General features: G+C 69.8%; 12 protein-coding genes and 1 pseudogene. 5 read left to right on the forward strand and 8 right to left on the reverse strand.

The features are described 5' to 3' along the window. The first annotated feature begins 222 nt into the window (after positions 1-222). Positions 223-576: a hypothetical protein gene (locus NYZ98_RS13790; protein ID WP_262843140.1), complete on the forward strand. Its 354-nt coding sequence runs from the start codon at positions 223-225 to the stop codon at positions 574-576. A gap of 163 nt (positions 577-739) precedes the next feature. Here the strand turns inward: NYZ98_RS13790 and NYZ98_RS13795 are convergent, their stop codons facing one another. Together NYZ98_RS13795 and NYZ98_RS13800 are read right to left on the reverse strand one after the other, a co-directional pair. Continuing rightward, positions 740-2,185 carry an MFS transporter gene (locus tag NYZ98_RS13795; protein WP_262843141.1) on the reverse strand — a complete coding sequence of 482 codons (1,446 nt, stop codon included), beginning with the start codon at positions 2,183-2,185 and terminating at the stop codon, positions 740-742. Positions 2,186-2,828: 643 nt separating this feature from the next. Continuing rightward, entirely contained in the window at positions 2,829-3,122 is a 294-nt protein-coding gene (locus NYZ98_RS13800) for a helix-turn-helix domain-containing protein (protein ID WP_262843263.1), read from the reverse strand. Positions 3,123-4,394: 1,272 nt separating this feature from the next. Here NYZ98_RS13800 and NYZ98_RS13805 point away from each other — a divergent pair. After that, positions 4,395-4,697 (forward strand): hypothetical protein, encoded by a 303-nt coding sequence (locus NYZ98_RS13805; RefSeq protein ID WP_262843142.1) that lies wholly within the window; start codon positions 4,395-4,397, stop codon positions 4,695-4,697. Between the two features lie 448 nt (positions 4,698-5,145). On the opposite strand, the gene NYZ98_RS13810 is transcribed toward NYZ98_RS13805, so the two are convergent. Next, complete coding sequence (locus NYZ98_RS13810) at positions 5,146-5,676, reverse strand: hypothetical protein (protein WP_262843143.1); 531 nt, start codon at positions 5,674-5,676, stop codon at positions 5,146-5,148. Positions 5,677-6,145: 469 nt separating this feature from the next. Continuing rightward, entirely contained in the window at positions 6,146-6,946 is an 801-nt protein-coding gene (locus tag NYZ98_RS13815; protein ID WP_262843144.1) for a methylenetetrahydrofolate reductase, read from the reverse strand. Positions 6,947-7,117: 171 nt separating this feature from the next. Between NYZ98_RS13815 and NYZ98_RS41515 the strand changes: the two are divergent. Next, positions 7,118-7,273: pseudogene (locus tag NYZ98_RS41515) on the forward strand (pentapeptide repeat-containing protein); the annotation flags it as partial. 105 nt (positions 7,274-7,378) lie between these two features. Here the strand turns inward: NYZ98_RS41515 and NYZ98_RS13820 are convergent. Together NYZ98_RS13820 and NYZ98_RS13825 are read right to left on the reverse strand one after the other, a co-directional pair. After that, on the reverse strand, positions 7,379-8,260 hold the full coding sequence (locus NYZ98_RS13820) for a GNAT family N-acetyltransferase (RefSeq protein ID WP_262843145.1): 882 nt from the start codon (positions 8,258-8,260) through the stop codon (positions 7,379-7,381). Between the two features lie 576 nt (positions 8,261-8,836). Next, positions 8,837-10,498 carry an FAD-dependent monooxygenase gene (locus NYZ98_RS13825; protein WP_262843146.1) on the reverse strand — a complete coding sequence of 554 codons (1,662 nt, stop codon included), beginning with the start codon at positions 10,496-10,498 and terminating at the stop codon, positions 8,837-8,839. 113 nt (positions 10,499-10,611) lie between these two features. Between NYZ98_RS13825 and NYZ98_RS13830 the strand changes: the two genes are divergently transcribed. Continuing rightward, positions 10,612-10,815, forward strand: coding sequence for a helix-turn-helix domain-containing protein (locus NYZ98_RS13830; RefSeq protein WP_380707835.1), 204 nt, complete (start codon positions 10,612-10,614; stop codon positions 10,813-10,815). Between the two features lie 7 nt (positions 10,816-10,822). Further along, entirely contained in the window at positions 10,823-11,305 is a 483-nt protein-coding gene (locus NYZ98_RS13835; RefSeq protein WP_262843147.1) for a Clp protease N-terminal domain-containing protein, read from the forward strand. A gap of 12 nt (positions 11,306-11,317) precedes the next feature. Here NYZ98_RS13835 and NYZ98_RS13840 read toward each other — a convergent pair whose 3' ends face one another. Both NYZ98_RS13840 and NYZ98_RS13845 read right to left on the reverse strand, forming a co-directional pair. Continuing rightward, the gene (locus NYZ98_RS13840) at positions 11,318-11,683 is read right to left on the reverse strand and encodes an STAS domain-containing protein (protein WP_262843148.1); all 366 of its coding nucleotides are present in this window, start codon (positions 11,681-11,683) and stop codon (positions 11,318-11,320) included. 257 nt (positions 11,684-11,940) lie between these two features. Beyond that, positions 11,941-12,351, reverse strand: coding sequence for an ATP-binding protein (locus NYZ98_RS13845; RefSeq protein WP_262843149.1), 411 nt, complete (start codon positions 12,349-12,351; stop codon positions 11,941-11,943). Positions 12,352-12,686 lie beyond the last annotated feature (335 nt).

Here is a 12,686-nt window from a genome sequence, read left to right on the forward strand (position 1 = left end):
TACGGTGACACCGATCAGCCCCGCCGCCGACGCCTCCGCCGCCCCAGGCAACGGCGCGGAGAGGATGCCGACGAGCCGGTGACCGTTTCGACCTCCGTCTCCCGCCCAGGCCTTCACAGCAGACGGTTCGGCTGTGTGTGAAGTCGATGACCTGGTTTCGGAATACTCGGCCAGTAGACCCTGCGCCCGGCGATCGCCGCAGCGCAAGCAGGGGAACAGAGTGTGAACGTCGAGGTGGACGACTTCCGGATACGACCCCGCGCTGGCGACCCGGTGGATGCGTTCGTCCAGATGGAAGGCTCTCCGCCGCAGCTGCTACATCTGACCAGGCTAAGGATCGTCAGTGCCAGCCGGGTCGATGTGCGCTCCGTGGAGTTGTCGGCCGGGGAACTGCAGGGAACGGCGTACGCCTACGGTTCGGGACAGGTAGGCGAATTCAAGGCCTTGGTGACTTTGACCGACAACGGCGATGGCACCGCCGGTCAGTTGTCGGTCCGCGTTACCGACTCCTCTGGCTCGTCCAGCGACTGGATTCGTGACCCAGTGAGCCGAGAGCTCGTTCCCCGCACCTCTTGACGGCAGGTCCCGCCAGTTGGCGCCCGATGGGCCCGAACGAGCACCTGGAGCTCATGAATTCTCTCGCAGGGCCTCATGATCCTGCAGGGCCGAAGGCGTCGGCTCGACGGGCACCCGTCGCGAGCGCACGTCGAGCGAGCGGGGATATGGGTGCCGCCCGCGGTCACCGGTCGCTTTTGACGGGCGCCGGGCTGCTTCGGTCGGGTACGGCGACGCTGTTCGCCGCGATGCGGAGGTTGAGCGCGACGACAAGGGTGAGCACCATCCCTCCTGCGATGACGAAGACGGCCAGACGTATGCCTTCCGCTGTAGCGATCCGTAGGTCTTCACCGACGAGGTCCCCGGTGCCGGAGTTGGCCACGAGAACCAGGAGGGCGAGGCCCAAGGCGGCCCCTATTCCGGAGCCGGTCGATACGATGCCGGAAGCGACACCTTGCTCCCGATCGCTGACGCCTATGCCTGCGGCGATGAACATGGTCGTGAAGATGATGCCGTCGCCGACGCTGATGGCGATGAGGCCAGGGATCAGCTGCGGGTAGGACCCGTCGGCCGCGAGGGCCCACCCTAGAGCAACGGCCCCGGTCGCACCGATCGCCAGTGCCGCGACGAGGATCGGCCGAAGACCGAAGCGGTCGACCAGCCGGCCGGCGATGCTCGAGCCGGCCACCACCACCCCGGTCGGCAGCAGGAACGCCACGCCGGTCTCGAGCGCGTCGTAACCCATCACGTCTTGGAAGTAGATCGACATGAAGTACAGCAGGGAGCCGAAGGTCACCATGAACATGAAGGCGATCGCCACCGCAAGGATCAGATTTCGATTCGCCAGCAGTCGGAGAGGTACGAGGGGATCGCGGCTCCGCCGCTCGATCATCGCGAACATCGTCGCCGACAGTGCCCCGGCCCCTGCGGCACCGAGAATCGCCGGTGAGGTCCAGCCCAGGACAGGTCCCTGCACGAGCGCGAACACGAGCAGGCTCACGCCGCCGGTGGCCGTCAACGCGCCGGGCAGATCGAACTTCCGGGATCTGTCCCTCGGTTGATCACGGCCGAGCAGCCGAGGGATGAGGACCAGCACCGTGCCCGCGAGCGGTACATTGACAAAGAACACGGCCTCCCAGCCGAGGGTCCTCGTCAGCACGCCGCCCAGGAGCACTCCGACCACCAGCCCGGCGGCTCCGGCGCCTCCCCAGACCGCCAAGGCCCGGTTACGATCACGACCCTCCGCGAACGTCGTGTTGATGACAGCCAAGGTGCCGGGAAAGACCAACGCTCCGCCGAGGCCTTGGACCGCGCGTGCCGTCAACTGCATCCCGGGCCCGGTCGCGAGGCCTCCGGCGAGCGAGGCCAGCGCGTACAGCGCGAGCCCGACCGTGAGTACCCAGCGCCGTCCGAGCAGGTCCGCAGCACGACCCCCGAGCAGTAGGAAGCCGCTCGACGCGACCGCGTACGCGCTGATCACCGCCTGCAGGGTATGAGCTGAGTATCCCAAGTCCCGTGCTATGTCGGGTAATGCGACAACCACGATGTACTGGTCGAGCGAGACGATCAGCATGGCGAACGACAGCAGTGCCAGCGTCGCGGTGCTGCGACGCCGGTTGAGACCGTTCATCGGTGATCCATTGAGGACATGCAAATCTCCTTCTCACGAATCCGGATCCAGGGCCAGGGCCAGGGGTACAGCGTACGATCGCGCGCCACCGGTCATTCCGACAGCCATGATCGGCCTCGTCGTGACCACGTGATGTCACGGATTCTGGTGGGCGTCGGCCAGCGGCCGTTCCTGTATGCCTGGTCGCTGCTGGTGGCATGGTGTTCGACAGCCTGCGGCCGTCGTCGCGGCGCAAGCTAAGGTTTCGTCACTGAATGGGCTTGTGACGGAACAGCCGGGACAAAGGGTGGAGGGTTCCCCTTTGAGGGGAGCGGAGCCGGCTGAGCGGATGCGTAAGAGCGCGGAGCGGCTGCAGCTGGTCCGGGCCACCGCCAAAGCCCTGATCCGTCAGGTCAGGGCCGGTACTCCTTCGCCGTAGGCAAAGTATCCCGGGCGGAGGTACCGGCTCCGCCGGCGCGGCGTCACACACCTCATCGGCATCGTTGTCGGCGCGTGAGCCGTGCGCCTTCACCGGGCCGGGCCGCCCTGATGCTGCGAGGCAGGGCGCCCGTGAGCTGGTGCGGTGAGGACGCAGGAACGACATCGGGGCGAGAGCGGTGTTGTCGGCGGTGGTGCGGGCGATCGCGGGTGAGGGCGCCGGCTCTCAAGCCGAGATGCGGCTCGCGGTGCCGGGCTGGTGGCGGTCGCGGTGGTGTTGGAGTTCGGTGTTGATGCGCTGGGCTTCGGCGAGCTGGTCTTCCAGGATGATGATGCGGCAGGCGGCGTCCAGGGCGGTGCCCTGGTCGAGGAGTTCGCGGGCGCGGGCGGCCAGGCGGAGCTGGTAGCGGGAGTAGCGGCGGTGGCCGCCGTCGGAGCGCTGCGGCTCGATCAGTTTGGCGGCGCCCAGGTTGCGCAGGAACGCCTGGGTGACGCCGAGCATCTCGGCGGCCCGGCCCATGCTGTAGGCGGGGTAGTCCTGGTCGTCGAACCGGTGGCCGGGTGTGTGACCCGGGGGGGTGGCGAGGAGTCCAGGCCCATCGGCCCTGTTGGCCTTGTTGGCCTTGTCGGCGCTTCTCGCGGTGTCGGCCCGTGGGGCCGGTTCAGCCGTATCGGCGCCGGCGCGGAGCCTGGGCTGCGCGCGCACGGCCGACGCCATCGGTGCTTGATCCATGCAACCTTCCCAACGATCTTCCCGAAAACGCCAACGGGGCCCCGGCGCCATGATTCGCCGGGGCCCTGCGAGGTTCAACACCATCTACCGGCCCTGGGGCCGGCTTACCTGCTTCCGCATGTGGCCGCCCAGTGCGGGCGGGGATGCGGGGATCGCGTATGCGTGACCGTAGAGCACCGTCCAATCCGGGGAACTGCGGTACCCGTGCGGCGAACATCAGCCGGCGACGGGCGATCCTGATGGCGTTCAACACTCCTTTCCCTCTTCGCTGGCGCTACTTCCTCAACTTCATGCATCACTTGCCTACCGCAGCTGCTACGTCCACGGCCGGGACCCTTCACCTGCTACCTACTGCTGGTCCTGGCACGTCCGACGGTGTTTCTGGTTTCACTGCTGTTGCTGTGGCAGCGCGTCCACGGCGAGGACCCTTCACATGCTTGGTCCCGGCACGTCCGACCTTCTGCCCCTCTTCACTGCTTCGTCTTTGTATCCAGCTATCCACGCTCGTCCGGGCAGTTCGTCGTGATGCCTACGTCCTGCTCTGCCCTGGTGGATCCGTTCCTTGCGATGCCAGGAACTCTACCCCCACCCGCCACGGATGTCTACTTCAGCCACTACAGATTTTCGGTGCCGGGACGTGAAGGGCTGCGTCTTCACGCCGTCGGGAGCAACTCGGCGACGGCGAGCTCGACGCTGTCGCGCAGCTGAAAGTGGGCCAGCAGGCCGGTACGGAGCAGCAACCGCCGCAGACCGTGGGGAACGCCCGCGAGCAGGAGCCGGCCGGGTCACCGACAAACCACAACGTGGCTTGGTCAAGGCCGGCCGCCGCGGCGCTCCGGGCGGATCGAACGGCCCCACCGCAACACCCGCCGGCCGGCGGGTCAGGCCGGCGTGGTGGGGCGATGATCGCCGCGCGCGGGGACCGCAGGTGACGGCCAAGGTGGCCAGCAGCAGATCCGCCGAAGGGCGGGGCGGGGGCAGCCCCCCGGCGGCTACACCGCCGACGCGCTGGACGCGCCCACCGGCCGCGAGGTCGTCGAGCGGCTGATCCACGGAGCCGTGGATCTGACCGCGGGCGAGAACACGCCCCACGGCTGCCTGTCCGTCAACAGCGTGCACGCCTGCGGACCCGACGCGCACAGCGTACGCGAGGACGCCATCGCGGTGCGCAAAGCCGGTGAGGCGGCGCTGCGCAGGCGGCTGGAGCAGGCCGCCGATCTGCCCTCCCACTACGAGCCTGCCGCCCTGGCCGCACCTGTCCACACGATCTCCGACGGCATCGCCGTCCAGGCGGCAGCCGGCCGCAGCCACGACGAGCTGCGGCAGATCGGTGACTTGGCGCTGCGCGCTCTGCTGGACTGAAACCCGCAGAGGGCCGTGCGACGTCAACCGCTCGGCCCCGAGCCCGGCGAGCATCGCCGTCGTCTCCCGCTGATGCCTGCCTCCCAGTGAGTGAAATTCGAACGGCATCCGGCGCGAGCCGCCTTCGGCAGAGGGCAGAGCGGCAGCTCGCTGATCAGCGGGAACCTCGTTAACGCCGGATTCCGGTCCCGTACCCCGACACCACCGACCCGTCACATCGGTCATGTACCGGGGCGCTGGAGCCAGCCCTGCGGCACCACGGTGAGGTCGGCGACCACCTGCTCCCTACGGGTCCGGCCGGACGTTTTCGTCACCGGAACGGCCACCGCGACGACCTGCCAGAGCAGCCGCAGCAGCTGGCCGTGGTAGGTTACCGGCCCGAGCGTCGGCACGAACAGCCAGAACCGGGCCTGCCCGCTCTCGGCCGGGCCCAGATCGCGGCGGCCGACTACGGCGGCACGGCGATCGCGATCCGCCCGGCCACCGCGCCCGGCGCTGGATCGACCTGCACTTCCAGCTCCCGGCGGTACACCTCGAGATTCGCCGTATGGGAGTCGTTGCCCTGCTGATAGGTGGCCGACTCGTGGCAGATCAGCTTCGCGGCCAGCCGAGGCGTGCCGGTCACCTGCCGGGACCCGCCGGAGCGGCTGAACCGGGCTACCACCACGGCGCCCAGACAGAGCAGGGGCACGCTTGGAACGACCAGCGTCGAGACGCCCAGCGCGTGCTCGAGCCGAAGATTGCGAACGCCGAAGAACACCGCGGCGCCGCCACCCACGGCGAACACCGACCCGATCCCCAGCAAGCCCAGATCGACCAGGACTCCAAAGGGTCCGCCCTCGAGCCCGCCAGCGAACATGAGCACCACCACCCCAACCAGGAACGCGACCCCGAACCCGCCGAAGACCGTCCCGCAGGAGGCCCCCAAGCAGCCCCGGCCGTGACGCGATCGATCCACGATGACCTGGGTTCCCGACATGCCACCTCCCGGTCCGCCGAGTATCCTGCGGCGGCCGGGGGATACTCAACAGCCAGGTGGCCGGCCGTTACGGGCCGCCGTTCGGCGTTCATGGGGTCCGTTCTGCTGAGTAGTAACGCCAAGGACTGAGTCGCAGGTCAGCAGGGTGATCGAGGAGTTGGGACGCTCTGGTCGGGCCCGCACCAGCAGGCCGGCCTCGGTGAGGATGTGCCGCTACCGGAGCAAGGACTGGGTCGCGGTGGACGAGCGGGAGTAGACGATCCGCACCGGCGCTCCTTGGAAAGGGGTGGGCCCCGTTCTACCTGTCGGAAAATCTTGTCGTCAATTCATACGCCGAAACGGCCGCCCGGCGGCCTGGTTCGTCGCTCGGTGTTCGATTTTCCGGAGGGCTTTCAAGGGCCGATCTGGACCTGCCGGGAAACCTTCTAATCCCGACACTCCACCGCGAAGCACGGCCGCGCCTCGGAGGTCATCGGGGATTCCTGGGAGGCTTGTGGAGGAGGGGTTCGAGGCGGGCGGCGGTCTGGCGGTATCGGCTGACGGGGACGAGGTGGACGCCGTCGAAGGCGCCGCTGTCGCGGATGGCCAGGACGTGATCGCAGGCGGCGGCGATGCCGGCGTCGGGGTCGCGTTCCACGGCTTGGACGAGTGCGTCGGGGATGGTGATGTCGGGGATGGTGGCGGCGAGACCACGGGCCATGGTCGCGCTGGCCAGGACCATCACTCCGGCATAGACGGGTGCGTCGATGGTGACGGTCTCACGCCACCGCAGCAGGTCGTCGAGGCTGTAGCTGACCTGGGCGAACACGAAGTCGGCCTGCTGCTTCCAGGAGGGCAGTGGCCGCATGCCGGAGGCGACACCGATCTGGAACTGCGGATGCCCGGCGAAGACGGGATCGGAGGTTGCGGCGCGGGCCTGGTCGAGCATGGACCGGACGGTGAGTTCGCCGGTGCGGCTTCCAGAGGCGGGCTTGTCGCCGTAGACGAACAGGAACCGCTGGACTCCGTAGGCGGCGGCGGTCAGCAGGTCCCGCTGGAAGCCGAGCAGGTTGCGGTCGCGGGCGTTCAGACAGGCGATCCCGGTCGCTCCCATCGCCTGCACCTCGTGCGCGACCGCCACACTCGACACCGTCGCCCGCCCGATGTGATTGTCGGGGATCAAGAACGCGTCCGCGACGGCATCCAGTACTCCGATCTGGTGCCGCACCCGCCGGAGATCCGGCCGGGTCGGCGGCTCGATCTCACACACGACCTCGAACCCACGTGTCATGTCATCACCCTAGACCGCCGACGACCGGGCTCGTAGAGCCATGATCAATCTCAGTGCCATCGGTTGTCCGCAGGTTCTTCAACCCGGAGTCGCGAGGCGTGATCAACACCTACCTGGCGGCTGGGGACAGTTCGGGAGCGGAGGGCCGTCAAGCACGATCCACCCGACGTGGTGATCGACTTAGCTTTCGCCAAACTCCCCCGTGTCAATCTCAAAGGCGCAGACCTCTTCGCCGGGGCAACACTCACCGGTGCGAAGCTGAATCGCGCGAACCTCACGCGAGCGGAGATCACTCGTGCAAGCCTCCAGGGAGCACACCTTGATGGCGCGTGTCTCCAGAAGGCAAGCCGTCTGAGCTCGAGCGAAGCGGAGCCCAGGAGAACTCGCGGTTGTGGGGGCCGGGTCAGGACGATGGCCCGGCCCCCGTCGTTCCTAGAGATCGAGCTGGTACTCGAATGTCGTGTGCGTCGGCGCATAGCCGAGCGCGTCGTTGATGTGCCTCATATGCGGATTGTTGTCGGCGGTGTCGGTAAGCAGGCCGCCGAGGTCCGGGTGCCGCTCAAAGGCCTGCCGGATCGAGGCGGCCTTCATCCAGCGGCCGAGACCATGCCCGCGGTGCTCAGGGAGGACGCCGGTGCCGTAGTGCTGGCCATTATCCTTGCCGTCGCCGGGGACCACCAGTTCAGTGAACCCAGCGATCGAGCCGTCCGACTCGTCGATGGCAACGACGGTGTGCAGCAGGTCACCCCGCTTTTCGATGGCCGCGGCGGCGGCCCGGACCCGTTCCAGGTCCCAGGTCACCGTGCCGAAGTCGGTGCTGCCCATCGGCATGTCGTCCATGGCGTGACGTGACGCGACAAACGTCTCGGCGAGGCCGTCAGGAACCGTACCCTCCCATGACGCCAGCCGATAGCCGGGATGTGACTGTTCGGTGATCTCGGTGAGAGCCGCGATGTCCGCCTCGGCCAATGGGAGGCGGGTGAAGGTCAGGGTCAGGACCCTGCGGAAGCCCCGGGCCGGCAGGAATCGGTCGCCGGGAGAGCCAGCCTCGGCCTGGGTGATGACACAGCGTCGGCCGTCTTGGCGTGCAGCGGCCACGGCCGCCTCCAGGAGCCGGGAGCCGGTGCGGTTTCGCCGCTCGGCCGGATGGACACGCAGGTCCAATTCGGCGAGGTGGTCCTGCCCAGTCCTGGTGAAAAGACGCAGGAATGCCGACCCGACGGGGATTCCGTCGGTGTCGGATGCCAGCCACGCCAGGCGGTGGGTGGACGGGCCGCCATTGGGGTCGATCAGCGGAGTGATGCGAACGGACAAGGTGTCTCCGTCGTGGGGAGGGGGAAGGTGTCAGGACCTGGGTTTGACTGCTGACCGTTCGTGCGCATTTGCTGCACACCTCCTTGGCGACGGCGTCGGCCTGGGGCGGCCGGCGGCCCGGACAAGGTAGCCGCTCCAACTCAGAAGTAGCAAAGGGTTTACAGGTGTCGCCCCAGGATCTCCCTGCTCAGTCCCTCATCAGGCGACCTTGAACGGGGTGCCGTCGTAGGTCCACTTGTACGGCTTGGGCGGTGACGTCCCCCGGGCCCGAGCCCCACCACGACCACCTCCCCCCTGCCGCCCGCCTCGGGTCCCTCCAGCTCGCGCACGGTCTCGGCCGCATCGGCTCGCACGCTGCCATCGGGACATTGACCTGCGGCGACGCGTGGTCGGGGACCAGACAGACTTTGGGTTCCGATCGGCCAGGAGCGCAGCACGTACCAGATAGCAAGATCCTTACCGGCAGGCCGACTCCCCGGAGGTCCCCGGCACAGGTGTCCGTGGCGTATCCAACGCCATTCAACCGCCCGCGGTAGTGACCCTCGGCAGGGGTTTTCGCGCCGTTCCCAGCGCCGTTCAACCGCCTGCGGTGGTGACCTCTTGGATGTCTTCGGCACGGGTCTCCGCGCCGAACCAGTGGGACAGTGCCGTACGTAGCGCGTCGCCCGCCTGCTCGTCCGGCTCGTCCGCCGCCGCCACCCAGGCCACGTGCCCGTCGGGGCGGACCAGCAGCGCGTCCGCCGGGGGGTCCTCGCAGCGGGCCGGGACGACGACGACCCGGTCCCGCCACCCGGCCGCGATCCGGGTCAGCGCGGTGCGGCCGGCCAGGTCCAGCAGCAGGGGGGACGCTGTGCGCATGAGCTCGGCCAGGCCGGTGGCCCCTGAGGAGGTGACCAGGCGCAGGCCGGGTACGAACCGCCCGAGCAGCGGGTGGGGCCGGGCGGCGGCGCCCGGCATGTCGTGGCACAGGTCCGACCCCGACATCATGCCCGCCACCCGCCGCACGGCCTGGGCGTCCCCCAGGAGCTCGCCGAGCAGGCCGCGCAGCGCCGCCGCGTCCTCGCCGGGTTCGGTCAGCAGGGCCTGGACGCGGGCCTGGGTGAGGAAGCGCCGCCCCGCGGGATGCCGCTCGGTCTGGTAGGTGTCCAGCAGGCCGGGCGGGGCCCAGCCGCCGGCGTGCGCGGCGAGCTTCCAGCCGAGGTTGACCGCGTCCGGCAGGCAGACGGCGAGCGCTCCGCCGGCCGGGAACAGGTGGGCGGCGTCACCGGCCAGCAGCACCCTCCCCTCGCGGTACCGGTCGGCCTGGCGGGCTTGAGGGACGACCCTCGCCGACCACAGGACCCGTTCGATGGGCAGGTCGGCACCGAGCTCACGGCGAACGGCGGCCCGCAACTCCTCCGGCGCCAGGGGCCCGGCGGGGTCCTCCGGCGCGGCCGGTTCGGCGGGGTCCTTCCGCGTGGAGGGTCCGATGGGCTCCTCCGGCGCGGCCGTGTCCGCTCCGGTGGGCAGGTGGACGCCGACGAGGTGGACGCCGGGGTGCAGTGAGGTGATCGTGAACGCGCCGTGCGGGGTGGCGTGCCGTCCGGGGCGCACCCGGCCGACGCCCGGCACCTCCACCTCGCCGGTCTTCGGGTTGATCGCCGATTCGGCCAGGACGACGCGTCCGAGCAGGGTGGTCTCCCGGGCGGCGGACCCGGGGAAGCCGATGCCGGCCTGGCGGCGGACCAGGCTCCGCGCGCCGTCGCACCCCACCAGGTAGCGGGTGCGCACCTCGTAGTCCCCCTCGGGGCCACGGACCCTCAACGTCACGCCACCGCCGTCCGCCGGGCCGGGTGGGGAGGTGGGGTCGTCCTGGGTGAAGGAGAGCAGTTCGTGTCCCCGGCGGATGGTCACCCCCAGCTCGCGGGCGCGCTCGCCGAGGATCTCCTCCATGCGCGGCTGGGGGAGCAGCAGCAGGTGGAACGGGTCGGCCTCCAGGCGTGACAGGTCCAGCGGCAGGCCGCCGAACGGGAAGGCCGGGACCGGTCCGGCGTGGGAGGCGGCGGCGGTGAACCGCTCCAGCAGGCCGCGGTGGTCGAGCATCCGCACGACCTGGCCGCCCAGCCCGTTGGCCTTGGGCACCGTGCTCGGCTCGGGCAGGCGGTCCAGGACGAGCGGATCGGCCCCGGCCAGCCGCAGCTCACAGGCCAGCGTCAACCCCGTGGGCCCGGCACCGACCACGACGATGTCGAAGGTCATCACGTACTCCCTGATGAAGGTGGAGACGGTGGGTTCTGGCGGATGGCAGGAAGCCGTCCGGCCTCTGTCAGGCTAGGTTGACGTGGGTCGGCCTGTCAATCTAGGCTGACATCATGGAAGCGGGAGATCTCTCGGAACGCGTCAGCTCCAACGACCCCGCCGTCGGGCTACGGGCGGTGGGCGCGCTGCACCGGCTGGCCGAGCAGGTGGAGGCGGCCTCCGTGGCGCTCGCCCGGGAGAACGGGTGGACCTGGGAGCAGATCGGCGACGCCCTCGGGGTGTCCCGCCAGTCGGTGCACGCCAAATACGGAAAGTGAGATCCCGATGCTCGAGCGATTCACCGCCAGAAGTCCCTTCGCCACCGTCGTCGAAGCGGCTCTGGAGGAGGCCAGGCGGCGGGGCGACCGGCGCCTGGGCACCGAACACCTCCTCCTCGGCCTGCTCCACGACCCCCACTCGGCCCCGGCGCGCGCGATCGGGGTCGACCTCGCGGCCGGGCGCGAGGCGCTGGAATCCCTGGACCGGGCGGCGCTGGCGTCGATCGGCATCGACGTCGGGGCGCTGCACCCCCTGGCGCCCGTGCCGCCGCGCAGGCATCCGCCGCTGACGCTGAGCGCGCTGAGCTCCAGCGCCCGTACGGCGCTGGACCGGGCCGTCAAGGCGACCCGCGTCACCACCCGCCACCTCGGCCCGGAGCACCTGCTGCTCGCCCTGCTGGACTGCCGCCCGCCCGACCCGGTCGCCGAACTGATGTCCCACCTCGCCATCGACCCCGCCGCCGTACGCGAGCGCGTCGGCCAGGGCTGAGGGCCGGGCCGGTCAGGAGGCCGGGAGGGCGGCGCGGGCCTCGGCGGCGGTGGGGTAGGTGTCGAAGGCGCGGGCCAGCCCGGTCAGGCGGAAGATGCGCTCGATGCGCGGGTTGAGCCCGGCCAGGGCCACGCCTCCGTCACGGGCCGCCAAGGCGCGCCGCGCCCCGAGGAAGACGCTGATGCCGGTGGAGTCGCAGAACGTCAGGTCGCTGACGTCGATGACCAGGTGGCGGCAGCGATCGCCGTAGGCGTCCTCGAGGGCCCGCTGCAGGTGCGGGGCGCTGCCGTGGTCCAGCTCCCCGGTGAGGACCAGGGTGCGCATGGGGGAGGGCCGAGCCTCGGCGGGCGCGGCGTCGACGTGCACGGAGAAGTTCATGGTTGAGCCACCTCACGAGGCGGGTGCTGGTCCGGCGAGGGACGGCAGACGCTACGGGACGAGGACGAGGACGGAAGTGATGATGGGGACGAAGGTGAGGTCGGGGACGGGACGGCCGGGAGGTTCCACCCCGCAGACGATATGCGAAGCGGGCACCTTCGCCCACCCGGACGCCATGACGGGCCTGGTATCCGGCGGTTTGCCGGGCGCGACGGGCCCGGTATCAGGGGGACGGCCGGGCGCGACGGGCCTGGCGGCTAGCCGGGCGTGGGAGTGTCATCGAGGGCCTGCCGCAACCGCACGGCCGACCCCTGCGGGCCGCGCGTGATGCGAACCTCGTCGCACAGCTGCCGCATGAGCCACAGCCCCCTGCCGCGCAGGGTGCCCACACCGGGGTTGCCGGCGTCGGCGTGCGCGGGCACCAGAAGGCCGAGGCGGTCGCTTACCTCGATCGTCACGTACCGATCGTCGTGCCAGGCCTCCACGTCGCCCTCGCCGTGGGCGTGGTCGAGAACGTTCGCGGCGGCTTCGTTGACCGCCAGCACCAGATCCTGCAACCGGATCCCGGACAGGCCCGCCTGCATGGCGTAGACCTCCACGAAGCCCCGTAAGACGCTCAGATCATCGGTGATCGGCCAGTACGCGGACACACGCCCACTGCCATCCACCGGCACCCTCCCACGCCGCTAGTCGTCCGTCAGGCGAGACTCCGCCACCGCGACGACGATAATGCCTTCGTGCCGTTGGTCACGCATGAGCCACCCCATCCATCCTGATTCATTGCCCCAGGAGGGCTTCGTCCAGGACCCCCGTACGGCCTCGGACAGACGCGACGAGGATCGCAAAGACGCCCCGACCAAGATCGCAAGACACCCGCCGGATCCCCCAGCACCGCGACATCATGATGGCACGGCGACGTCCGTGGAAGGGCAGTGAAGACCGTTAAGCCCCACTCCCGGCCGGTCCTGCGCCACCGCGGCTAGGGAGAGGCACGGCGACGGTC

This window comes from Sphaerisporangium corydalis (genome assembly GCF_025506355.1).
In the GTDB taxonomy this organism is placed as follows: domain Bacteria; phylum Actinomycetota; class Actinomycetes; order Streptosporangiales; family Streptosporangiaceae; genus Sphaerisporangium; species Sphaerisporangium corydalis.